This window comes from Candidatus Williamhamiltonella defendens, from assembly GCF_900699045.1.
Classification (GTDB): domain Bacteria; phylum Pseudomonadota; class Gammaproteobacteria; order Enterobacterales; family Enterobacteriaceae; genus Hamiltonella; species Hamiltonella defensa_A.
Window position 1 is genome coordinate 620,749 of record NZ_CAADHL010000001.1, and the last position, 24,031, is coordinate 644,779.

General features: G+C 36.4%; 19 protein-coding genes and 1 tRNA gene. 9 read left to right on the forward strand and 11 right to left on the reverse strand.

Going from position 1 to position 24,031, the window contains the following annotated elements; translation table 11 throughout:
* Positions 1-58 precede the first annotated feature (58 nt).
* Genes ftsY through ftsX form a run of 3 tightly spaced genes read left to right on the forward strand, consistent with a single transcriptional unit; the run spans position 59 to position 2,800 of the window.
* Positions 59-1,189, forward strand: a complete 1,131-nt coding sequence (gene ftsY, locus CICURV3402_RS02810) for a signal recognition particle-docking protein FtsY (RefSeq protein WP_158379736.1) — start codon at positions 59-61, stop codon at positions 1,187-1,189.
* Complete coding sequence (ftsE, locus tag CICURV3402_RS02815; protein ID WP_158379737.1) at positions 1,186-1,872, forward strand: cell division ATP-binding protein FtsE; 687 nt, start codon at positions 1,186-1,188, stop codon at positions 1,870-1,872. Before ftsY ends, ftsE begins: the two co-directional genes overlap by 4 nt.
* Positions 1,847-2,800: a permease-like cell division protein FtsX gene (gene ftsX, locus CICURV3402_RS02820; RefSeq protein ID WP_187306904.1), complete on the forward strand. Its 954-nt coding sequence runs from the start codon at positions 1,847-1,849 to the stop codon at positions 2,798-2,800. Before ftsE ends, ftsX begins: the two co-directional genes overlap by 26 nt.
* A 345-nt stretch (positions 2,801-3,145) precedes the next feature.
* Here ftsX and icd read toward each other — a convergent pair whose 3' ends face one another.
* The 5 genes from icd to CICURV3402_RS07125 form a co-directional block, all read right to left on the reverse strand.
* Positions 3,146-4,399 carry an NADP-dependent isocitrate dehydrogenase gene (icd, locus tag CICURV3402_RS02825; protein ID WP_158379739.1) on the reverse strand — a complete coding sequence of 418 codons (1,254 nt, stop codon included), beginning with the start codon at positions 4,397-4,399 and terminating at the stop codon, positions 3,146-3,148.
* Between the two features lie 729 nt (positions 4,400-5,128).
* A complete protein-coding gene (gene rsmC, locus CICURV3402_RS02830; RefSeq protein WP_158379822.1) occupies positions 5,129-6,139 on the reverse strand; it encodes a 16S rRNA (guanine(1207)-N(2))-methyltransferase RsmC in 1,011 nt (336 codons plus the stop codon).
* Positions 6,140-6,168: 29 nt separating this feature from the next.
* Positions 6,169-6,684 carry a bifunctional 3-hydroxydecanoyl-ACP dehydratase/trans-2-decenoyl-ACP isomerase gene (fabA, locus tag CICURV3402_RS02835; protein WP_158367085.1) on the reverse strand — a complete coding sequence of 172 codons (516 nt, stop codon included), beginning with the start codon at positions 6,682-6,684 and terminating at the stop codon, positions 6,169-6,171.
* Positions 6,685-6,752: 68 nt separating this feature from the next.
* On the reverse strand, positions 6,753-8,489 hold the full coding sequence (locus CICURV3402_RS02840; protein ID WP_187306918.1) for an AAA family ATPase: 1,737 nt from the start codon (positions 8,487-8,489) through the stop codon (positions 6,753-6,755).
* Between the two features lie 88 nt (positions 8,490-8,577).
* Entirely contained in the window at positions 8,578-8,700 is a 123-nt protein-coding gene (locus CICURV3402_RS07125; protein WP_268904286.1) for a hypothetical protein, read from the reverse strand.
* Between the two features lie 904 nt (positions 8,701-9,604).
* Between CICURV3402_RS07125 and CICURV3402_RS02845 the strand changes: the two genes are divergently transcribed.
* The 5 genes from CICURV3402_RS02845 (at position 9,605) to CICURV3402_RS02865 (ending at position 15,375) form a co-directional block, all read left to right on the forward strand.
* On the forward strand, positions 9,605-9,997 hold the full coding sequence (locus tag CICURV3402_RS02845) for a hypothetical protein (protein WP_158379741.1): 393 nt from the start codon (positions 9,605-9,607) through the stop codon (positions 9,995-9,997).
* A 799-nt stretch (positions 9,998-10,796) separates the two neighbouring features.
* A complete protein-coding gene (locus tag CICURV3402_RS02850) occupies positions 10,797-10,961 on the forward strand; it encodes a hypothetical protein (RefSeq protein ID WP_187306905.1) in 165 nt (54 codons plus the stop codon).
* A gap of 3,080 nt (positions 10,962-14,041) precedes the next feature.
* Positions 14,042-14,770, forward strand: a complete 729-nt coding sequence (pdxJ, locus tag CICURV3402_RS02855) for a pyridoxine 5'-phosphate synthase (RefSeq protein WP_158379742.1) — start codon at positions 14,042-14,044, stop codon at positions 14,768-14,770.
* Positions 14,770-15,150: a holo-ACP synthase gene (acpS, locus tag CICURV3402_RS02860; RefSeq protein ID WP_158379743.1), complete on the forward strand. Its 381-nt coding sequence runs from the start codon at positions 14,770-14,772 to the stop codon at positions 15,148-15,150. The genes pdxJ and acpS overlap by 1 nt, the downstream gene beginning before the upstream one ends.
* A 135-nt stretch (positions 15,151-15,285) precedes the next feature.
* Positions 15,286-15,375 (forward strand) — tRNA-Ser (locus CICURV3402_RS02865).
* A 592-nt stretch (positions 15,376-15,967) separates the two neighbouring features.
* Here the strand turns inward: CICURV3402_RS02865 and CICURV3402_RS02870 are convergent.
* The 5 genes from CICURV3402_RS02870 to CICURV3402_RS02890 all read right to left on the reverse strand — a co-directional run bounded on the left by CICURV3402_RS02870 (position 15,968) and on the right by CICURV3402_RS02890 (position 20,361).
* Positions 15,968-16,249: a hypothetical protein gene (locus CICURV3402_RS02870; RefSeq protein ID WP_158379744.1), complete on the reverse strand. Its 282-nt coding sequence runs from the start codon at positions 16,247-16,249 to the stop codon at positions 15,968-15,970.
* Between the two features lie 721 nt (positions 16,250-16,970).
* Positions 16,971-17,429: a ferric iron uptake transcriptional regulator gene (gene fur, locus CICURV3402_RS02875; protein ID WP_158379745.1), complete on the reverse strand. Its 459-nt coding sequence runs from the start codon at positions 17,427-17,429 to the stop codon at positions 16,971-16,973.
* Between the two features lie 89 nt (positions 17,430-17,518).
* Positions 17,519-18,055 (reverse strand): flavodoxin FldA, encoded by a 537-nt coding sequence (gene fldA, locus CICURV3402_RS02880; RefSeq protein WP_158379746.1) that lies wholly within the window; start codon positions 18,053-18,055, stop codon positions 17,519-17,521.
* Positions 18,056-19,014: 959 nt separating this feature from the next.
* Positions 19,015-19,419 carry a hypothetical protein gene (locus CICURV3402_RS06510; protein WP_235667599.1) on the reverse strand — a complete coding sequence of 135 codons (405 nt, stop codon included), beginning with the start codon at positions 19,417-19,419 and terminating at the stop codon, positions 19,015-19,017.
* A gap of 591 nt (positions 19,420-20,010) precedes the next feature.
* Complete coding sequence (locus CICURV3402_RS02890; protein ID WP_235667600.1) at positions 20,011-20,361, reverse strand: phage integrase Arm DNA-binding domain-containing protein; 351 nt, start codon at positions 20,359-20,361, stop codon at positions 20,011-20,013.
* A gap of 408 nt (positions 20,362-20,769) precedes the next feature.
* Between CICURV3402_RS02890 and CICURV3402_RS07130 the strand changes: the two genes are divergently transcribed.
* Positions 20,770-20,901 carry a hypothetical protein gene (locus tag CICURV3402_RS07130; RefSeq protein WP_268904287.1) on the forward strand — a complete coding sequence of 44 codons (132 nt, stop codon included), beginning with the start codon at positions 20,770-20,772 and terminating at the stop codon, positions 20,899-20,901.
* A 2,199-nt stretch (positions 20,902-23,100) separates the two neighbouring features.
* Here the strand turns inward: CICURV3402_RS07130 and CICURV3402_RS02895 are convergent.
* Positions 23,101-23,286, reverse strand: a complete 186-nt coding sequence (locus CICURV3402_RS02895; protein ID WP_158379748.1) for a hypothetical protein — start codon at positions 23,284-23,286, stop codon at positions 23,101-23,103.
* Positions 23,287-24,031 lie beyond the last annotated feature (745 nt).

The following is a 24,031-nucleotide window of genomic DNA, read 5'->3' on the forward strand; positions in this document are numbered from 1 at the left end:
TTTCATGCCATAGTAGATTTAATTAAATAAAAATGTCATCACAGGAGTATACTAACAAATGGCAAAAGAAAAAAAATCTCGTGTTTTTTCCTGGCTTAGCCGTGGTCGCCAAAATAAAAAAGAAAATGACCTTATCGATCAAACACACCAAAGTGATTCCATCGATCTTTGCGATGAAAAGACTGCCGATGCGCCTTTTATTGAAAAACCCCTCTCATCTTCTCAAAAAAATAATGTTGATACTCAAAAGTCACCCGAAAAAGCAGGATTTGTTACTCGATTAAAACATAGTTTAAAAAAAACCAAACAATATTTGGGAACAGGTTTTATTGAATTGTTTAAAGGCAAACAAATAGATGATGATCTATTTGAAGAACTAGAAGAGCAATTATTAATCGCAGATGTGGGCGTGGAAACGACTCAAAAAATTATTGATTCGTTAACAGCACATTCAAATAAAAAGCAGTTGAAAGAGGCGAGTGAGCTGTATGTAAAATTGAAAGAAGAAATGTTATCCATTCTTTCAAAGGTTGATCAGCCATTAAAAGTAGGCAATAAAAGCCCTTATGTGATTTTAATGGTCGGGGTCAATGGCGTAGGAAAAACAACCACGATTGGAAAATTAGCCCACCAATTACGTCAACAAGGTCTGTCTGTTTTATTAGCGTCCGGTGATACCTTCAGAGCAGCAGCAACGGAGCAGCTAAAAATATGGGGCGAACGCAACCAAATTCCGGTCGTCGCACAACATGATGGCGCAGATTCCGCTTCAGTTATTTTTGATGCGATTCAATCGGCTAAAGCGCGTGGCATTGATGTTGTCTTGGCTGACACTGCAGGGCGTTTGCAAAATAAAACGCATTTAATGGAAGAGCTTAAAAAAATTGTGCGAGTGATGAAAAAATGGGGAGAGGACTTTCCTCATGAAGTCATGCTCGTACTCGATGCTAGTACGGGGCAAAATGCCATTAATCAAATAAAACTATTTCATGAAACGGTCCCGTTGACTGGACTTGTATTGACTAAACTTGACGGTAGTGCTAAAGGCGGCATTATTTTTGCGATTACTGACCAATTTGGTATTCCGATTCGCTATATTGGTGTTGGAGAAAAAATAGCAGATCTAAGGCCTTTTAATGCAGGCGATTTTATTGAAGCGCTTTTTGTTAAAGAGGATGAATCAGTATGATTCATTTTATTGAGGTCAGTAAAGTGTATTTAGGGGGAAGACAAGCTTTACAAAATGTAAGCTTTCATCTTACAAAAGGACAAATAGCCTTTTTAATGGGACATTCTGGTGCCGGGAAAAGTACTGTACTGAAACTAATTTGTGGCCTCGAACACACGAATGCAGGTCATATTTTATTTGCAGGCCACGATATTACTCGTTTACAAAATGCTCAATTGCCATTTTTAAGACGACAGATTGGGATGATTTTTCAAGAGCATCATTTATTATTTGATCGTACCGTCTATGACAATGTGTCGATGCCATTGATCATTACAGGTAAGTCGACTGAAAATATACGTCGTCGTGTTTCTGCAGCCCTAGACAAAGTGCATTTGCTTGATAAAGCAAAAAAATTTCCTATTCAGCTCTCAGCAGGAGAACAACAGCGTGTCGGTATCGCTCGTGCTATTGTAAATAAACCCATGGTTTTGCTCGCAGATGAACCTACAGGTAATCTGGACCACAGCTTATCTCAAACTATTATGCAACTGTTTGAAGAATTTAATCGTGTAGGTGTGACTGTGTTGATCGCAACCCATAATATAAAGCTGGTTAATCATTCGCAACATTTACTGTTAACCTTAAACCAAGGGCGAATGTCAGTATCGACAAGTGATGAAAAAGAAAAAAATAATATTTAAAACTTTCAAAGTTGACTGTTTTGAGCAATGGAGATATTCATGGCGACAGACTTTATTATGTCTGCGGCGTCATCCACTATCAACTTTTTTGACAATAATGGTCATCGCCTTCTCTCTTACTTTACCCAGCCTTTGTTATATTTTTTATAAAAATGTTTATCATGCAGCAACCTTATGGCATCTCAAACCGCAGTTAACCGCTTTTTTAGATAAAACCTTGGATGAAGCAGCCTCAAAAGACCTGGTCGCTATTTTAAAGCAGGAACATGGGGTAGATAAAGTACAGTATTTATCTCGAGAAGAGACTTTAGCTGAATTTCGAGAGGCATCTGGTTTTTCAGATGCTTTGAAAATGTTGGAGGAAAACCCCTTGCCTGCAGTGGCAATCATCACGCCTCAGGCACAGTTTCAAACTACAGACGCATTAAATAAGTTAAAAATCAAAATCAATAAAGTGATGGGTGTCTCTGAAGTTCGTATGGACGATAGCTGGTTTATTCGTTTAGTAGCCCTGACAGGATTAATCAAAAAAACAGCTTTAGTCATCGGTTTATTAATGTTGACCTCTGTTTTTTTAATCATAGGTCATAGCATCCGCTCCAGTGTTTTTAGTCAAAGAGAAGCGATGAATGTCATGAAACTGATTGGCGCCACGAAGAGTTTTATTTTACAACCTTTTTTAAAGATAGGCGTTTTACTCGGCTTTAGTGGCGCACTGCTTGCTTTTATTTTATCTCACGCGTTGATTTGGAAATTAGATGTGTGGGTCACTCAATCCGCCCAATCTTTCGACCCGATTTTTGTTTTGCGTGGTTTAAATTGGAATGAAGGTCTGTTATTGCTTTTGAGTACGACCATGATGGGTTGGGTATCTGCTTGGCTTGCAACAGTACAATACTTGCGTCAATTTACAGTTCAGTTGAAGTGAGCGATCGTTTTTCATAGACCTGTAAACCTCTATGAGGTTCTTCTAATTGAAAACACAATGAAAACAGACCCCTGGTTTTTAAAGGGTTCTTAGTGGTAATCTTGCTTTAAAGCAATATAAGAAATAGTAAAAAATTCGGTCTTTTACACATATAAACCGTTTTTTTCGATGTAGACCCTCGGACATCATTTATAGCGCAATCCTAACCTAGCAGCACAAATCATGAAAATTAGGGTACGGACGCTCAAAACGACCCCTTATATTGACCCCCGATCAAGATAAAAATTAGCAGTTATATATAAATTTAAACTACCCTAAATACCATGAGTTCAGAGGGGCATACTCTTACATATTTTTAATCATGTTTTGAGCAAATTCACTGCACTTATTTAATATGCCACCTTCCATCAAACGATGGAAATCGTATGTCACGGTTTTAGCAGAAAGAGTTCTTTCCATTGATTTTATTATTAAATCTGCGGCTTGCATCCATCCCATATGCCTCAACATCATCTCAGCTGATAAAATTAGTGAGCCCGGGTTGACTTTATCTTGACCAGCATATTTCGGCGCCGTGCCATGTGTAGCTTCAAATAATGCACATTGTTCGTTGAGATTCGCCCCAGGCGCAATCCCAATTCCGCCTACCTGTGCTGCTAACGCATCAGAAATATAATCGCCATTGAGATTCATACAGGCGATCACATCATATTCTTTGGGGCGTAGTAATATTTGCTGCAAAAAGGCATCGGCAATGACATCTTTAACAATAAGGCTTTTTCCATTTTTAGGGTTCTTGATTTCCAGCCAAGGGCCGCCATTAAATAATTTTCCGTTAAATTCCTCACGTGCCAATTCATAGCCCCACTCTTTAAATGCCCCTTCCGTAAATTTCATGATATTGCCTTTATGCACTAGAGTGACGGATTTACGATCGTTGTCAATGGAATATTGAATAGCTGCTCTGATCAGTCGTTCACTCCCCTGCTTTGAACAAGGCTTAATGCCAATGCCGCAATTTTTGGTGAATCGAATTTTTTGGATGCCCATTTGTTTTTGCAAAAATTCAATCAGTTTTTTTGCCTCTGCTGAACCGGCCTTCCATTCAATCCCTGCATAAATATCTTCCGTGTTTTCACGAAAAATCACCATGTCCGTTAATTTAGGTTGCTTAAGTGGGCTAGGTGTGCCCCTGTAATAACGAACTGGACGTAAACAGACATAAAGATCGAGCTGTTGCCGTAATGCGACGTTTAAAGAACTCATGCCACCTCCTATTGGCGTTGTCAGTGGTCCTTTAATTGCAACATGATATTGACGAATCAAATCCAGGGTTTCATCGGGTAACCAAACGTCTTTTCCATAAATTTGAGTCGATTTTTCACCGGCATAAATTTCCATCCAAGTGATTTTTTTTTGGTTTTTATAAGCCAGTTCAACCGCTGCATTGACCACGTTGATCATAGCTGGCGTGATATCAACGCCAATTCCATCTCCTTCAATAAAGGGAATAACAGGATGATCTGGAACGATTAACTTGCCATCAAAACAAATCTTTTGGGCTTTATTTTTAGGTGGAAAAATGACCTTGCTGTTCATAAATGTTTCCTACTGAATGTTAAATATGTCAATATATGAATCATTCTTTTTAGGTTTCAAAGCCTATGAGTTCATCATCATATCGCCGCTTTTTTCTTCATTTTTTTGGATGGCAGAAATGGAAATATGTAATTAAACGCCGAACGTAAAGTAAAGCGGTTATCTTGCGCTTAATGATTAATTACAGAAATTTTTTTCTTTGAAGGTATAGGCTGTTCTCCCTCTTTAAATTCATGATAAGTGACTTTGTTACGGTTGGGAGGTATGTAATAAGTAGAAAAAATTTCTTTTACCACGGGCTGGTCATCGGTGTTTTCATAATAGCTGTAATTCGTGTTATCAACACTGATTAAAAATTCATTATAGATATTTAGAAAGTATGTCTTTTGGTACTTTTTTCAAATAGACCTTTTCTATAACAGATGACAATCTGTCCTTCTTCTAAAAATACTTTTTCTAATTATATAATTTTTTACCTCTGAAACCCTTGTTATAAATAATTTCACTCAAAACTTTAAGTTGATTTTTTAAAATCACCTCTTCCAAAGTAATCTGCTTATTTTCTAAAATAGCTTCTTTTGATGAGAAAATAAGGGCAATTCTGGAGAATATGATTAAATATAGATATAGTATCTTCTTCCTTTAATAAAAATAAATAAATTAATATTTAATGACTAAATCACTTTGATTATAGACATTTTTATTTTTTAAGTTGAGCACAGCAAAGAATTAAAGCGTGGCTTGATATATTTTAAAGCGAGCGCTTTGAGTCAATACTTCATAATGACCAAAAGTACGATTCAATAATTGCGGATAAGGTAAAAAAGCATTGGCGACGAGCCTGAATTTTCCGTTTTTATAAAGATGTCTAGGGGTTTCCTCAATACATTTTGCTATCATTTTAAGGTCTGTTTGTAGGCCTTTATGAAAAGGAAGATTAGATAAAATGAGATTAAATCGTTCTGGAAGATTTGAATATAGATCGCTGGGAACCACCCTTGCCTTGATATGATTCCAGGCCAAATTGGCCCTGCTCGATTCAAGAGCAGCTGCATTCACATCGCTGAGTGTCAGTTTAATGTGAGGAGATTGACGAGCCAAAATTATGCCTAATACACCAGCACCACAGGCCAGATCTAGCACCTTACCGCTCAAGGGAATATCAAACGAAGATAGCAATAATTGACTGCCTTCATCTAATTGATTGGCACTAAATACGCCCGGGAGCGTTTTTATTTGTACATCTTGCACCTGATATTGGCGCCATTGACTTTCCATATTGAAAACTGATTTTTGTTTTAAATAACCATAATATAGTCTGCAATGACGCGCGGTATCTATTTTATGCAAAATGATATTTTCAGCCAAAAGGTCTTTAGCACTGCCTATACCACTTCGATTCTCACCGACAATAAATATATTGGTTTGGCTGGGGAGTAAGGAACATAAATGTTCTAATTGAAATTGCGCTTGGGTTTTATTTTTAGGCCAATAAAAAATGACCGTATCTGTCTTATAGACAAGATCTGCAGACGGTAATACACCAAATTGAATATTATTTTTCAATACAGGGCTCAATAATCGCCACTGATGATATTCTTGAGTATGCACCCTGATTTGTTTGGCGTTGAACTGAGCGGGAAGAAGATCTTGTAGATCACCTGCGAAAATCACAGATCGCTCAGAAAATTCACGAGTATGGCGCAACAGTATTTCACTCGGCGGAGTTAAATCCGACATTCGTTGTTGATTCTCTTCTATCATCTTTACTAAAACGAAGTATTTTTAAATAATCCCACTTTGAGATCATCGGCGGTGTAAATTTGCTGTCCGTCTGACAACACTTTACCGTCTGCTATCCCCATAATTAATTTACTCGTGATCACTTTTTTAAAATCAATACAATAAGTAATTTTTTTTGAATCAGGTAAAACCTGGCCCTTAAACTTGACTTCTCCGACCCCTAATGCACGTCCTTTACCTTCATTCTCTAACCAACCAAGATAAAATCCGACTAATTGCCACATGGCATCCAAGCCCAGACAACCTGGCATAACAGGGTCATCAATAAAATGGCAACCAAAAAACCACAAATTCGGATGAACGTCTAATTCCGCTTCCACGTAACCTTTACCATACATACCCCCATCCTTAGTCATGGTAATGACACGATCAATCATTAGCATGTTGCTGGCGGGCAGACGAGGCCCTTTTGAACCAAATAACTCCCCACGTGCTGAAGCTTCCAGATCTTTTTTGGAATAGGTGCCATATTCATTCATCATATTTTTTAATTAGCCTTATATTAATTTTAAACACTGAAATCAGACTTTGGCCATTGTTGAGATTGACCTTAATATCTCTGAAACCATTCTAAACATCGGCCCAAAAATCCTCGACGATCATGATGATTGACTTGTGCTATACGTTGCCGAATTTTGCGTAATAAATGAGGTTTATCTAAGTCAAAATAAGGCATACCTGTCAATAAGGACAACGCATCCGCGACTTTATCTACCGCCCAAAGATGAAAATACCCCTGTTTGACTGCCTCAACAACAGCGTCATTTAAACAGAGATGGCGAACATTTTTACTAGGTAAAATGACTCCTTGGGATCCTGTCAAGCCTCGGCGCTCGCAAACCTGAAAAAATCCTTCGATTTTTTCGTTAATCCTTCCAATAGGCTGGACACGACCAAATTGATCGATAGAACCTGTCACAGCACGCGCCTGATAAATTGGCTGCTGTGCCAAAGCACTCACGAGAGCGCATAATTGCGCTAATGAAGCACTATCACCATCTACTTCAGCATAGGATTGTTCAAAAACAAGAGAGGCTGAAAAAGGTTGTGCATGATCCAGCGCCAACTCAGAAATTAAGAAGGACTGTATAATCATCATGCCTTTAGCGTGAATATTCCCCCCTAATTCTGATTTTCGTTCTACATCGACCAGTTCGCCATCCCCAAAATGCACCACGCAACTGATGCGAGTCGGTTCTCCTAACGCCTGAGGATGCCCAGGATATTCAATGACAGCTAATCCATTCACCTGGCCAATCACATCGCCTGTGGTTTCGATAAAAATTTGATCTTCTTCAATATCGTTTTGTATACATTCACAAAGATAATTTTGCCGCCACTGACGAGCGCTGATTGCATCATTTAGAGAATCAACTGTTATCTTTCCTTGCTTTTCGTACAGAGAAACTTCAGATAAACACTTTTTTATCCACACAGGACAAAGAGGCAAACGCTTTTTGTCGCCTGTTTCACGTACAGCTTCTCGGATGAATATGGGCCACGCATCAGATACCAAAGGCATATCTGTCAAACTATGAATGTAATGACACCAGAGGTTTATTGCGTCAGGATGCTTTAAAGAAAGCTCCGTTTCAAATTCAGCATAAAATGCAAATAAATTGAGTTCAGATTCAATTTGAACAAAATCTTCTAACCGACATGCATCCCCTACTAATACTACTTTCACATCTAAAGGCATGGGTGGGACCGTCACTGAAAGAGGACGCTTCTCGTCTGGTGAAAGCCATTCGAAACGCTTTTGAATGATCATTTGTTTTAATCGCCACCACATCAGGGGTTGGGCCAATAAAGTGCTGATAGAAATGACCAATATTCCTCCACCATTGACACGATGGATAAGACCAGGTTGTAGATTAATCTTATTGCGATGAAATTTAACGGCACCAAACATTTGTTCTGGTTCAATCCAATTTTGAAAAAGGCAAACGGATTGAGATGCGAAGGCATCTTGATCTCGACAGGTCGAAACCCAATGAATTTCATTGTCTTCAATAACATAACGACCGTTAGAGCATTTTAAAGGCTCAGTATATTTCTTTTTAACAGCTTGGCTAATAAGAGATAAATACTGATCATGTTCCTGTGCTTTAATGAGCATAAATCGCTCTTGGGATTGAGGATGGCAAAATAGAGCCAACGCATTGCTTAATCTTGGCTGTACATCTTCAAAAGAGATAGGCGCCAAATTAGAAACTCGAAGAAATAACGCCTCGTAAGGAAGCATATTTGGCAGTAAAGACTGCCATTTAAGATGTTGATGAGTCAAAATAGTCGATACTTTCATGTGTTAGGTGAAAAAAATAAAGCACGATTATACAAGATTACAAGAAACGACAACAGAGAATAGCAAAGGCTTATTGAACATTCTCAATGCTTCTACTATGCTCCAAATAAAGAGCAATACCGAGTAATAAAATAAACAAAGCCTGTTTTAGTAGTTCTCTATTTTTTAAGGATGAAAAATAACCTTGCCTCAAGATCAATTCCCCTCACATTATTTTATCACTCATGATCAATCTGAGAGTCATATTAGTCGTATTCAACGAAATAAAAATGAACTAGTACCCTTTGTACCCCTTAAATAATGGAAGGTTCAACCTGTCATAACAAGGGTGCTACTATCTGGTGGTTTGACTTGATATGCGAGACAACTCATTATTCAGATACAAGATGATGATACTGTACTTAAATCTGCCGCAAATCTCACTGAAAACACTCAAGCTCAGTTTTAGTTCCACTAGATAAACGAAATAATTATCGTGTATTACATAGCTCTCTAAATACTCTTCAAGGCAAATTGTGTTGGCAAGTCGTGAGAGCACCCAGGTAGTAGACCACCTGGCGCTCTCTCTCGCTCTATTAACCCACTCTCTAGTATGAATTCTATTAATTTAGACAGACTTTTAAAAAAATTTTAACCAAAAATTTAATGACGCCAAATCGCATCAGTTTAGTGGGATGCCAAGTGCTGAGTCACAACCCTAAAATTTTGCCACGCAATTCGCCAGGGAGATAAAAACTAGGGTATTCAGGCGGCAATATCGGCAAGCACACAAACACTCTATGTTTCTGGTATTGGTGAAAGTTTACCTATGATACGAGATTACATGGGGCGACTCAGACGGCAGGTGACAGACCCTATTAGGTTGGCATAAAATGGAGAGCTGGTACAAAGGAAGCATAGCTGTTCTTTTTGTTTGTGATGTCCTATATTAGATGATTTGCGACCCAAGAATTTTACTGATCCCAAAATAAAAGTGAAAAATTCACATGTCTTCTTTATGTTTCTTCAATTCAAGATTAAATTTTTCGCACAGGCATTTTTCAAGAAAAAATATTAAAAATACATTTAAGCAATCTTATTTTATTTCAGCTAATATCATGTTACATAACAGCATCAGAGGTTATTCGGTAGGATTGATATTACAGGTCCCCAACCAAAATATTTTAGCTGCTGCACAACACGAAGCAATTGTTAAACCTAATTTAGACAATTTAGTCAAGCAATCTGCTGACCAGCGTCCCCTCATACAAACAAATTTTCTGCAAAACATCAAAGAGTTGACTAGTGGCAAGACAACATTACCTCTCACAGATAACACCACTCTCTCTGAATTAAAACGCAAAGGTCTGCTATCGAATCAATTATTTTCTTATCCACAACGAGTTGTCACTCCGGATACTATTATCAATATAACCTTTTTACGAAATAAAGTACTGATCACTAGGCGACCAGATGTCAATATTTTTCCCGATTATCCTGTAACAGCATAAATTAAAATTACAGGCCTATTTTTGATAGATCATGATGCTTCCACAAATAAAAATGGGGCTCAACAGGGCCTCATACTCAGAGACTCTTTTATCGAAAAATATTAATATATTACGTGAATCGGCTGGAAACGTTGCCCAAGAATTAGGGATTCCATGAAAGGTCATCAACATCTCTCATCACACTAATGATAATATTGGTCATCAAAGATGATATGACAAAAAAGAATTGAAAAATTCGTTATATCTTTCAGAGACTAGACTTAATAAAAAAGATCCCAGATCTTCTTGAAAGGAGAAGTTAAAATAAGTTGAAGTCTTAGTTAATGATATCTCTTCCGACAAGTAGACCTCATTTAATAAAATGGTCTCAAACTATTAATGGATTCTTTTCACTCTCCCTTGGGAGAATGCGACTGGGAAAAATTTTACCAGACATCATCTGATCTCCTACTTTATTCTTAATTTATGAGTCAAGTGCAAAGTTTGAGGCAATTAAGTGAAACTTATGATCAATTCATTCGCTCAACAAAACAGACCGCCTTACTGGCGCCGGCATTATTCTGAAAAATCAACTGAATTTTAACAGCAGGAACTGTACTTCGAATTTAAATTGGTCATGTTAGGTCTTTTGTACGATGTGTAAAGTACACTTTTAGAATTCGGTTTTAGAAAACTGGGATCACACTTTGTAAAAAATCTCTCTTATCAATCTGTTTAAATATCTTCTTCTAGAACGAAGTGTTTATAGTATGCAGCGGGACTTAAACTTGCCAAATACGGAGGATCTATTTTAAATACTTTGCGGGTATTTTTTGATATTTATCAAGTCAATATAGCAGCTACTAAACTTAAAACGGAGACTGATCCTGATATTCAAAAATATTTAAAGGGGAATATTGCTATTTCTTATTTAGAGGCTGAGATCGGTATCGGAAGCATACTGGCATTATTAGCTCTAACCTAAACAATGGTATTAGTAGCCGGAGAGACGGGGATAACTTTAGGAATTTTGACCTTTGTATAGCAGGGGCTTTATTACGCCGCTCGTGAGGTTGAAAAAGTTGAGTGGTACACTACGTTGACGGGGTTAAAAAATTACGCACGGCTGGTTAAGTTTTTTGGGTGTATAAGTTGACGCAGCAGTTGTCAATCTGGTTACGAAAGTAGAGGCAAAAAAAAGCTAAAAAAATGTTAACAAACAGGTAAAAACAAATTTTCAAGCATTATTAAACTCAGATGATCAAATAGAGATAGTACTATTATAGTACAGGCCCCGTCATTTTGGAGAAATGACACTATAAAAAATAATAAAAACAAGCTGATTGTCGAAAATGAGTGTTCAACATACGTTGAATCTGAAATATCTAGGTCAATAAACCATAAGAAATAAAATATTGCCCTCTAAAGCTCTGAGCATATTATCAGACTATAAAAATCATGACAGAAGAAAAGCGAGGGACCGAACTATTTATGCTGATCTAACTTTAGAAAATAGTGAATATAAATTTTATACCATCAAAAGACTCTTACCTACTGATGACAAGATTGTTATTAATACCGATCCCGAGCCAGCTACCGGTAGTGATTCAAATGGTACTTTTTATAAAACACTGAGAGAATCTTCAAGGCGGTTATCTTAATCTGTTTTTGTGATAGAAACAGATTTCCTGGATCCAATAAAATCCCCAAGATTTATTTTGTTTGGCTGGAAAATAATGAAGTGGTTGAATATAGTGAAAAATATTGTTGACACCGGTGACGGTATCAAAAATTGAGGGGATATCAATCTGATACTTTTATCTTTACTGGCACGGTTTTACCCGATAAATCCAGCGTATTAGATGGCGTGAAGGGTTTGGATTTTTTGATATTGAGCAAAAAGCTATCCTAAGAAAACGGGGGATACTATATCAATCTATAGGAAAATTTTTTTCACCGATTCGTTTTAAAAAGTAGCCACATTAAAAAATATTCATCATATAGAGACCTGCTCAGAAACAGATAATATTATTTTTGGCAAAGATCAATTAAACACCATGAATACACATGGAGGCTATGATAAATTGATGGGGTTTAATGGCAATGATACTGATACTTTAGTGGCGCAGGCCGACGGGCTGAATAGGAAGGAGCAGGTAAAGATTTTTATCATATTTTACAAAATACACGTTCCAATGACGTGATATTAACCATAAAAGAAGAAAATAATCCAGAAGAATTTAGCCCTTTTTATAGATTATACGGTGAATCAGATTATCATTATTAAAAGAGTCAAATAGGATGTATTTTAGGATGTATTTATTGAATTCCGCAATAAAAATAGCAGTAGAACCACGCTAACATTATTTGATCTCTATATTGTCTCAACTCAAGAGCAAAAAAGAACTTTAACCACCCAATATATTTTTATACCCAAGATGGTATGATTTTTATGGGTCTACTTTCTGAAATCACGTTCAATTTCGATAACGAAGAACCGGAATCTCTCACCCTAATAGCAAAATATATTCCAAATTTTGATAGAAAATATCTTTCTAAAACTGACAGTGAAGAAACGTTGTTAATTATTTAAAAAATTCCTATCAGCACAAGCCCGGAGTGATCGATCTCAAAGACGAAAAAATCTTGCCGGATTTTTTAAAATTAGTCCAGAAAAAAAGTTGGTTTGAGAATCACTTACAAGGAGATGATCTCAGCAATATTTTACTGAGTACAACAGGTCAATAGAGATTACAAAAAAAGGGGGAAGAGATATTTACGTCGTCTCAGATAGACCGACAGAAAAAGCGGTAAGCATTGATAATTATGATGCCCATGAAACGGGAAACCTGGAGTAAGATATTTTGCTTTTGCCTTTTTCACCAAAAGAGATTGCAATAAAATAAGAAAATGACGATGTGATAGTGATGCATATGCAGAAGATGTTATGCTATATCTGATAAATTTTATGCTAGATAAAACCTATAGGCATCTGTCCATTATGGATAAAGCAGGAGGTGTGAACACAGTGAGCATCAACTCTCTGAATGAATCAGATCTCATTTCAGATCAACTGTTTCACAACCTCAGATTGAAGAACGAGGTTAGCACCTAAATCAATTAAGGCAACTCATTTCTAGATTTTCAGAGATAGAGGAAGTATTTTATATCCCTAGAGATAAAGTTTTGCAGACAGTGATACCAGTTATTTCATCTTCAACTATCTGCTTCACCTTGAAGGCCTAACCCTCTAAGGTGATGACAATATAAAAAAGAGGATAACAAAAATATCCTCTTTGCCTTGATCATTGAGAGTTCTGTGTATTTTTATCAATCAACTTAGTTCAACTGATCTCAAAATTGTTTATCAAGTGTACGCGTAAATTCTTCACGTATATTTTTGCCGCATCTCTAAAAGCTCTTGATTGTGTTTTTTGTTATTAATATCTTTTTCTAATTCCTTTATTTTTTATCAAGATTTTTTTGAGTACCAGAAATTCTTTCCTGTAATCCTGAAATCTTTATAGACTTTTCCTGATCACTTTTACTGAAAAATACTTTTTTTGGAATATTTTCCATCTAACTTATTCTTTTAAACACCTAACTTCTTCTGTAAACCTCCTGCATTCTTCAAGTTTTCTTCAAGAGTATTTGAGTGATACTATTACTCACGGACTTAATTTGTGATTTAAAAGATTTTTTTGTTTTTTCCAATTCATAGAATTCCTTTTCTAAAACATTTGTTCTTGCAGTTAAAGTTTTTGTACTGTTTGATGATCTAAATATGGTCATGATTTTTTATCTATTTTTTAATTTGATTGAAATTAACTTGTTTTTCATCGCTGTATTCAAAAGAATTTATTACTTAGTTAGTAAAGATTATTAATAAAAAGAAATATAAACTATATAAAAATAAAAAATATCAAATAAAGTTTATTTTATAAGGATCAGTGGTTTTAACTGAGATGGACATTCGCGAGATGGCTTCAAGGAGTGATATTAAAGTGATGGTAACGTTAAAATACCACCTTATTTATGCTTTTATTTTTAATCAGAGAAACATCAATGAAAGATATCCTATTAGGTGTCAACATAGATCATGTCGCCACGCTGAGAAATGCCAGAATGGCCCTGTATCCCGATCCCGTTCAAGCGGCTTTTATTGCAGAACAAGCAGGTGCCGATAGCATTACTGTACATTTGCGAGAAGATAGACGGCATATCACAGAACGCGATCTTCACCTTTTATCTCAAACGATTCAGACACGTTTAAATTTAGAAATGGCGGTTACAAATGAAATGCGAGAGATGGCTTCTGCTATCAAACCATATTCCTGTTGCCTGGTACCCGAAAAACGAGAAGAAATTACAACAGAAGGTGGTTTGGATATGACGGTAAAAACCGATAATATTTTTGAAATGATCGCGGTGTTATCAAAAATAGGGATCGTGATATCTGTTTTTATTGATCCTGATAAGCAGCAGATTGATTTAGCTGTACAAGCGAAAGCACAATATATTGAACTTCATACTGGCACTTATGCCAATACATCCGGTAATCAAAAAAACAGTGAGCTCCAACGCATCGTGGATGCGGCGGCTTATGCATCTCAAAAAAAACTGAAAGTCAATGCAGGGCACGGCCTGAATTACCATAATGTGAAAGCGATTGCCGCCATATTAGATATAGAAGAACTCAATATTGGCCACGCGATCATTAGCCGCACACTGATCTCTGGTTTAGCATCCGCGGTCAGCGAGATGAAAAAACTCATAAAAGAAGCGCGACAATAATGGCCATCTTAGGCATGGGCACAGATATTGTTGAAATCGCTCGCGTTCAGGCTATTATTGCCCGCAGCGGCGACAAACTTGCCCATCGCATTTTAACCCCCCTCGAATTATCTGAATATCGACAACAACAACAACCTATTCGGTTTATTGCAAGGCGTTTTTCGGCTAAAGAGGCCGCAGCGAAGGCACTAGGAACGGGCTTTCGCAATGGCTTGGAATTGAGGCATTTTCAAGTGATTCATGACCCACTAGGAAAACCACGTTTACTGGTATTAGATAAAGCTGATGAGATTGCAGTCAGGCTCAGCGTTAAATCTTGGCATCTTTCGATATCAGATGAAAGGCACTATGTAATAGCACTGGTGATCGTTGAAGGGTGAAACTCAAATTTAGACAATCAAAGAAACAGAAAAACGTAACAGACCGAGGTTTTAAGTCACACTGAACAAATAACTATTGACCCTAATAAAGAGGATCCCTATATTACGCCGGTATTGGATAAAGTGTCATTGAACGGTGAGGTGTCTGAGTGGCTGAAGGAGCACGCCTGGAAAGCGCGTATATGCGAGAGCGTATCGAGGGTTCGAATCCCTCTCTCACCGCCAAATCATAAAACAGTACTCACATGTACCGCCCTGGAAAATCAATGCACATAACGTTTCCAAACCTCAAATTATAATTCGCCTCTGACACATCTATCAGACGTAGTTCATTTTTTGGCTTGATTTGCCTTAGAAACATCCATGTTTCGTAGAAAAAACAATATCATATATAAAGTTTAATTTAACTATGGCTTGTAGTCAGCATATCAGTTGACTTGTCATGAAGTGGTTTTTGCTGCTGCTTCTACATCTGCCTTTTTACTAAAAATTGCTTCTAAAGTATTTTTGTGAAGAATTTTTGAAATCATTTAAGGTCAATCTTTAGATTGTTGCGCAAATAAATTTAAGTTTTTAGATTTACATTTAATAAGATTTGGAATACATCTTGTGAAAGATGTTACATTAAATTTGCGATTCGCATTACTGAATGCTTTTTTGAAAAATTTGCTTAACGTTTTAATTATCATCAATAATTCGTTTAGATACTTGAAGAAGTTGATTATTTTATAGAGCGATTCTACTATTTTCTGATGAGTTATTTTATCATTAGAGAGTATTTTTTGAATCTCTTCATATTTTAAATGGGTGACACTTTTCAAAATTTTTTTAAAAAACCAATTGCCGTGTCTTGATTGTAGATTTTATCAATATAAACTTTCTTGCCAGAATTAATTTTTTGTAAGCTTATTAAGGTGTAAAAATAACCTGATTCCCTAAATAATCCGTTGATTAGTTTATCCAGTTTTTTTGATAATTCTTCCAGAATTTGTTTACTCACGGGTTTAGCTACAGTAATTTTGATTTTTGAAATTGTTGTCGCATCATTACGTTTGATTTTGGTGCATGAAAAAACTCCAAAATAAAAAAGAAAATACATCTTTTATATCCTGTCATTATCGGGATAATTTATTTTTTTGTGATGGCAGTGTCCCTGGACGCTCTTTGTATTGTATTGGTTCGGTTACCTATGCTGAAGATGCCTCGGTGAATTGTGTGAATAATGATACTACTGGTTTTTTTGAATTAGTCTTGGTTTTCTTAATTTGAACTTTTTTGGTATCTTAACATCTGCAGCTGAGGCAATTTGATTATTGTTGGAAGCATTAGCAGTTGATGATGAGCTTACACCAGTGGATTAAAACTTATGGACGTGAGACTTATACAACAACGCTTGTGTTGTATTTTTTGAATTCAATATTTTTTCTCCTTCTCTTTTTATTAATTTTGAAGATGCTTCTATGCTTTGACGAGACTCCGGATTCTTTGGTGTATTTTTTACAGCTGTAAACAAATTAAGTCCAGAGTCGTCATTGGAGTTTGGAATATCATTAAGATTTTCACATCGCTTACTGCGATGTAAATTACTTGTTTTACTGAGGTGACCAGATGAGCCGCTTACCTTAAGATGATTCTAATTTATTGATATATTTTTCAGATTAAAATTATTAATTCATCACTTACGAAAAATTCGGGTTGCAATATTTTATTATTGGTTGATCAAAAATATTTTGATAAAAATGACTATTGAGTGCAATGTCCGATTAAATTAATTGTAAAAATATAGACACACTACTATAAATTGCAAAAAAATTTTAATTTTATCTTTTACACATCACTGTTTTTTCTTTTAAATCTTCCTCCTTAGAACATTCGTCTCTTTCGCAATGCCCATATAAACATAAACTGCGGTTGGTTAATTTGATACCATGTTTTTTAGAAATTTCCCGTTGACGACCTTCAATGCATTTATCAAGAAACTCAATCACTTTTCCACAATCTAAGCAAATTAAGTGATTGTGATGCTGCTGTTTTATTTCAAACACACATTTCCCACCTTCAAAATGATGTCGTGTAACAATCCCCGCATCATCAAACTGATTGAGAACCCGATACACAGTTGCTAAACCGATTTTTTCATTCATATCTATCAGTTTTTTGTAGAGATCTTCCGCGCTGACATGATGACAGACTGGATCTTGTAAGATCTCCAGTATTTTGAGACGTGGGAGGGTGATTTTAAGGCCCGCTTTTTTTAAAGCTATATTATTGTCTTTCATCTCGGTTCAATCCTATACATACTGTGCTTAACTCGGGCGCTTTAGTATAACTGTATATTTCTATCTGCTCTGTGTCCTCAAAACTTATTTTACGCCGTTTTATCCGTCTTTAATATTTCGAGCCCCAACTCTAAAGCAACCTGTTTGAGCCAGTTATCCACGCGATCTTGTGTGAGCTCACCTTGTCTATCTTCATCGATGGCTAAACCAATAAAGTGATCATCATCTCTCAGCCCTTTCGAGGCTTCAAAATAATACCCTTCGGTTGGCCAATGTCCGACAATCTTCGCCCCACGAGGCTCGACAATATCGCGTATCATCCCCATTGCATCACAAAAATATTCAGCATAATCTTCCTGATCACCGCAACCAAATATGGCCACCGATTTATTTTTGAAATTGATCTCTTCCAAGGTTGAGAAAAAATCATCCCAATCACATTGGGCTTCCCCGTAATACCAAGTCGGAATACCTAAAAAAAGAATGTCAAAGTTTTCTAAATCTTTTTGATGACTTTTAGCGATGTCATAAACCTTCGCCTGCTTACCAAATTGTTTTTGAATTAATTTGGCAATGTTTTCAGTGTTTCCTGTGTCACTGCCAAAAAAAATACCGATATTAGACATAGTACTTATTACACCTTAATGGAATCAGTTGAGTGATTTTTTAATCAATAAATTAACAAAAAATATGATATCAAAACCTCAGAATTTCGTTTATAAAATGGATCGTATGTTTGAGTTGTGTACGAATAGATGCTTTTTAAATTACCAAATTCAAATATAAATTTTTGATAATCTCTTTTGAATGAAGATATTTTTATTTATTCAATTCTTTAATGCAGTCTAATTTATTAATACCAATCAGTGAATTTTATCATTTAGGAGGCGAAGTTTATGGTAATTGATAAGCATCCTCTAAATGCTAAAAAATGATCGATGTTTATAGTACCTATTTAATTGTGTTTATGAAAAATCGCTTTTTCTGATATGGGATAAAGAAGTTCGCTTTTTATAAATATTCAGGAATTAATTTTTGACTAAATAGTAATAGCTCCTCGCCCATTTTCATAAATAATAACTTAATAAAAAATTGGGGTTTGAAAGAAACAAGGTAGATTAAAAACTGTTGTCAGATTTTTTGCCAACTGCTTTTGTGTCACGACTTCAAGGCAAATTATATTGCTTAAGCCTGAAATTGATTGAGTTTTAATGATAAGCCGTATTGCTCTGACTAAATTCTCAATGTGAATCCAACTGATTTACTATTATCCGCATACCCAGGATGTTGCCAAATCCAAGTTAATAAGGTATTTTTAATTTTTTCAGCATTCCATGTTTTTTTAAGACGACCCCAAACCGCATAATGGTATAGTTAATTTTGTTTTTTAATTTTTTCTGGACCGTAGATTTCCATATACGAACAACTTGTTGTGAAAAACAATGTTCCTAAAGTGTTATCGGTGTGTTTTCTGCATTTTTTATTGTATTTAAACTATAAATACCGGCAGCGCTATTATTAAGGAATCGCAATAATTGTGGTGCGATTGAATTTACGGCCCAGCTAGCTAGCTGGGCCGTAAATTCTACACAGCTTTGTAAAATTTTTGTTTTTGCTCGCTTGTCCAACGTTTATCAGCAATATTTTCACCACAAAGATTAATGACGATTTGATAATTCATTACTGATTCTGCTTTCACTCCCTTCCAGTCGACGGCATAATGTTGAGGAAAACGTCTTTTTAGGTGCTCCATATCTCGACCTAATACGGCGATCTCAAACTTATTCGAAAATGATGATACTAAAATGCTTCTAATAAAATCGGTGGCACCGGAAATCAATATTTTCATGATAGCTCTCTCTTCTTTTTCCTGTTTCAGATGGACGTTTTTATTTATTCTCGAATAAAACTCGTGCTTGCATATTTCAATTAATATGGCGATGTTAATAAAGTCATTTAAATTGCGATATTTAATTTTGTAACATGGCATATTTTATTTAATATAAAAATCAATAATTTAAAACAGAAAAGTCACCATAAATCACAATTTAGTCATAATGTTATTATTTATATATCTGTCTTTTTTAGAATTTAAATCACAATTCCTCTGCGGTTTCGGTAGTAGTCTATATATTCCCCGATGGGTGACCCGATAATTTTCACGCAAAATCTTTATTTTTCATCACTGTGTAGCCTGGCCGATTAGATTCTGATCGCATGCAATGGAGGCGGTGTTCTTCCTTTCCATTTTAAATCGAAATTTTTTCTTCATGCTTTAAATCCGACCGATCAGCGAGCATATTTTGGGTTGTTCCCTCCCTCATATCTGTTATCGACATGGATTGAGAATACCTTCAAATGTTTCTTCAATCGTCTCTAAATTGAATGTGCATGGTATCGCTAACATTATCCTGATTTTGCCTTTCTGAAGGCATCACTTCTCATCATGAATATCTTTCCTTGCATGCGTTAGATATCTCTGAGTCTTTAACCTTGTCAGTAAGGCTAAATTCATTCTTAATTTGATACAAGTTGAACGTGGCAGTCATTTTTTTGTAAATTCTTCAATCCATTCTGTCATCTAGAGTGCCTTCAATGCCTTAATTCTATTGTTGAGGCTTACAGCGGCGTCAAAAATCTGCGGATTAGCCGAAATGGCTTTGTTGATGGTCATCAGATTTTCCTTTCCTAATGTATATTCTTTCCCCGTCTGCGGGGATCGGTAACAGTAGTAGCCGTGATTACGAACATGCAGATGAGGAGGGAGATCCCGATTAGCCGATTTTTTATTTGTGCCCTGTATTTTCTCCATTAAGGTTTTTGATGCATGAATAAGATCGATGCTAAGGTATTGTTGGGTTGATGTGCCGCCGCTTTTAATAAAGTGTTCATTGCAGAGCAAACTAAATGGCGTGACGTCATGAGTCGTCAAAATGAAATCCGTGACCCACCTCCAAAACGAATAGAGCCAGGTTATTGAGGTCGTTTCCATTGAACACTTCTGGGGAGTAGGGCTGTTATTGCGAAACTCCGACTTCTTTATCGAAAATATTCAAAAACCATTTTCTAAATTCTTTAGCGGCAGGCGTGTTAGCAAACGTCGCTATCAAATGTGCCCCGCGAAGAGAGAAAATTCTTACTATTTTTCACGTAAAATGTTGTTTATTCTGTTGAATATAAAATTGACGGTCTCGGTCATACAGGATGTAAACTTATTTTTATTACGGTCATAAATTCGTGTCATAAAATCTGCTCGTACGTATTGCAATGCGTTAGTAATTTCGGCAGATCCTTGTACGAGGACAGCCATTTTGGTTTCTGTCTCATCTACTCGGCCCGCATGGCTTCAAATAAAATAGGGATACTTCACGGGATTGAGCATGCTCTCGCACCAGGTCATGGTGCAGGCTCATGGCGTCTTCCCTTGAATCCGATTGAATTTCCTCCATTACCATGGTGGGAGGCATTGTGACTCTGGCAGGGTCCACAGTCTATTTTTATCCTCCTGGACTTTTTTTCGAAACCAAGCAAACGCGGGTCTCGACTGTCGACTGGGTCGACGATACATCCAGGTATCACCATTGTTGCCCATTTCCGCGATAATCTACATCTCTCCCAGATACAGCTAAGATAGAATTATACCATACCAGTATTTTGGGTTTAAACGAGCCATTAGGGTTTAATCGAAAACTAAATCTGCGAGCGCTTTTTTGGCGTGATTTCCATAAGGCTGGCCGATTTCTAGCGTGTCTATTTTTCTGCCATTCGAATTTTAATCTGCTGTTGTTCAGAGGTAAGAGAATGAGCGTATCCCCATCATGAACGCTGACCACGCATCCTTTGATATTAGCACTCCATGAAAACGCGCTTAGCCAACTCCTGATGAGCAGAATCAATATTTTTTCATAGGAGATTTCCTGTTGGGTAAATGAGGTGACATAGAGAAACTGTCTATTTTTTCAGCTTGACATTTGCAGGTCGTACTTGACATGTCATTTTAGCCGCTTTTCCCTTGATAGAGTGAATGTCTAATTCTATTTCATTGAGAAATAGCCGCGCGGCCTGTTCAATTTGTTGTGCTAGAGACAGGTCAACATGAACCCAGGTTTAAAAGTAGGTGCACTCTGATGGCAGCGAGTGTAATAGCTGAAAAAATCACAACACGCTCTTGCCGTACACATCATGATCAAAAGAAGGAAAAATGCATTGTCTTTTATCTTTGTCTTTAAGAGACGCCAATTGGTTATCGACATCATGAGACGTTTGCCCGTCGAGTTTTTCTTTCAGAGTTTAACGGGCCCGCACGAAAAAAGGTAGCTTAATGTACAGGTGTTCAGTCTCTTTGCCATCCGTTTTGGTTTTCAGGGGTTTTAGTAAGCAAAAAAACCACTCAATCAAAGAATAAGGAGGGGGATTTTTTTGCTGACCAGGTCAATGTGGGTGTTTTGTCATCAAAAACGCTTAAAATAAAAGGCATGCATCTGAAAACCGACATTATTTTCACTGAAATCGGTTTATGATAAAGTTAAGCAATCAAACCGTTTAAAGGATCCAGAATAGTATGGATGGCTTATTAAGCTCACCGTTAGGAGGAGCGCACCATCATGAATTATTTGGCATTTGATGCTTTGAAAATGCTTGAAGATTTGGAAGAGGCTGGTATTTAAAAAAACAGGCCGAAGTTATTTCTCAGGTCATACGTCCATTACATGAAGCAGCAGATGTGGCTAACAAAAATGACCTTAAGGAAGCCAAAAGAGAATTGTCTTCTGCAATAAAAACTTGATCAAAAACTCTCTTTTGAGATCGCTAAGCTGAAGCGGGATATCATCGATATCCGTAAAGATATAGAGACTCGATTTAAGAAAGTAGACGCGCGATGCGCCGATATGCATAAAGATTTTGCGATTTTTTGGAATAAGATGCTCCAAGAATTCACTGTGATTCTGATTTAGACGATTGAAGTGTCTGCGACTATTGTGAGTCTAGTCGTGAAATTCGTATAAATTCTGCCTCAGTTCCGAGGCAACAGCACTTTGTGGAGCAGCCGATTATCTGGGATTGTGGGTGTGGAATGATCTAAAAGCATTGTAGGTGTGCTTGAACAGGCATCCTTTTTCTCTCTTCCCTTAACTGTCTTTCCAATCTTTGCCTTTCTTCTCGACGACGCACAATTCGTCTGAGTTTGCATTAAAATATAAAGTATTTGTAATGATTTTTAAAAACATGAAGTTTTAAAATAGCCTAAAAAACTATTAATTTTTATGATGTTGCTTTTTTAAAATCAAAAATTTTAAATAAAAACTAATGTGATAAAATGGAGAAAATAATGACTCTTTATTTTCAATTTTAGGAGAGCTAAATAATTTGTGTTTGGCATCGGGTCAAAGAATGTGTTTATAACGAATACACAATTCCTGCACAGAAGATTAAAGACTATCGTCTGAAATCACGAAAAAGAAAAACAGTAACCTCAATACGTTCACCAAATTCAGACAAATCAAACAAAGAAACTCTTTTTCATCAACAAATAATAAGCCAGGCCTGTTACTGGATAAAAATCGATAAACGGAAATCATATCCACCACCAGGTCGCTTATCACTGCTTTAACCGCTGTATCCATAATTACTATGGGTACCAACCGGAGCTTTTTTGCAACCACTGTTACGATCAAGAATATAAGGAAGCATGCCAGGTAGAAACCGACTTTCCTTCAGGAAGATTCACGATATCTTTTGTTTCCTCCTTTTTATGCCAAACACGTACTTCATTAGATGAATCAAAAGGAAAAATAAAAGAGGAAATACTTTCTCCTTCTATGTCCCCTACACGCCGCGCAAGCCAATCAGGATTCACTTTTAACGCATAAGCAATGGTTACAATTTTTGTATAACCTTTTGAGGTGCCTTTAGTTAATTTTAAAATAGTAGGCGAGAAACTCTTGATGCCTTAGTGAGGGCATCCGGCACCCTTGAAGTTTCTATATTTCATGTCAAAATTTAGACGCTGGACAAGCGTGCTTTTTATGAAAAATAATTCATAGCGAAGAGTATTACCCGTTACATTTTTTTTGCTATTGTATATAATAATACTAACTATTAGTGTGAGTCGCCATTTAATCCTATTAAGATAATACTGATAAAAAAAGCTATTAAAAAGCAATAAAATTACTGGGCGTCAAAAACACTTGCAAATTGCGAGTGAGTCAAACAACTCATAGTATGGTGATAGCTTCATAGTGGAGGAATAATTTTTCGTTATCTGCAGTCGATTATTGCAACTCGTGCTGGAGAAATAAAACCCCCATGAATTGAATAAAGATTTCGATAATTTAATAAATTATCTATTTATTAACATAATTTTTTCACAATTCAGAGAAAAAATAACTAAAAGATATATTGATGATGACGGGGAAATGGGAATTAATTAATCAAATGCTGAAACAGATTCAATGAGGAAAATAGATGGCTGCCGCTTATTTAGGGATGAATGCGACAAAATTTCATAACCGCCTCTATGAACATAAGGTCTTAGTATTTTTTAATATCGATGAGTCGAATGCCTTTCAAACCGTCAGTAAAGCTCAATGCCTATATTTAAA

Bases quoted from the DNA above. Each gene is read 5' to 3' on its own strand.
- ftsY (WP_158379736.1), top strand. From the start codon at position 59: ATGGCAAAAGAAAAAAAATCTCGTGTTTTTTCCTGGCTTAGCCGTGGT.
- CICURV3402_RS02870 (WP_158379744.1), bottom strand. From the start codon at position 16,249: ATGTATTTTCTTTTTTATTTTGGAGTTTTTTCATGCACCAAAATCAAA.
- rsmC (WP_158379822.1), bottom strand. From the start codon at position 6,139: ATGTCGGATTTAACTCCGCCGAGTGAAATACTGTTGCGCCATACTCGT.
- CICURV3402_RS06510 (WP_235667599.1), bottom strand. From the start codon at position 19,419: ATGCCATGTTACAAAATTAAATATCGCAATTTAAATGACTTTATTAAC.
- icd (WP_158379739.1), bottom strand. From the start codon at position 4,399: ATGAACAGCAAGGTCATTTTTCCACCTAAAAATAAAGCCCAAAAGATT.
- CICURV3402_RS07130 (WP_268904287.1), top strand. From the start codon at position 20,770: ATGGCTTCAAATAAAATAGGGATACTTCACGGGATTGAGCATGCTCTC.
- fldA (WP_158379746.1), bottom strand. From the start codon at position 18,055: ATGTCTAATATCGGTATTTTTTTTGGCAGTGACACAGGAAACACTGAA.
- ftsE (WP_158379737.1), top strand. From the start codon at position 1,186: ATGATTCATTTTATTGAGGTCAGTAAAGTGTATTTAGGGGGAAGACAA.
- acpS (WP_158379743.1), top strand. From the start codon at position 14,770: ATGGCCATCTTAGGCATGGGCACAGATATTGTTGAAATCGCTCGCGTT.
- pdxJ (WP_158379742.1), top strand. From the start codon at position 14,042: ATGAAAGATATCCTATTAGGTGTCAACATAGATCATGTCGCCACGCTG.
- fur (WP_158379745.1), bottom strand. From the start codon at position 17,429: ATGAAAGACAATAATATAGCTTTAAAAAAAGCGGGCCTTAAAATCACC.
- ftsX (WP_187306904.1), top strand. From the start codon at position 1,847: ATGAAAAAGAAAAAAATAATATTTAAAACTTTCAAAGTTGACTGTTTT.
- fabA (WP_158367085.1), bottom strand. From the start codon at position 6,684: ATGATGAATGAATATGGCACCTATTCCAAAAAAGATCTGGAAGCTTCA.
- CICURV3402_RS02845 (WP_158379741.1), top strand. From the start codon at position 9,605: ATGTTACATAACAGCATCAGAGGTTATTCGGTAGGATTGATATTACAG.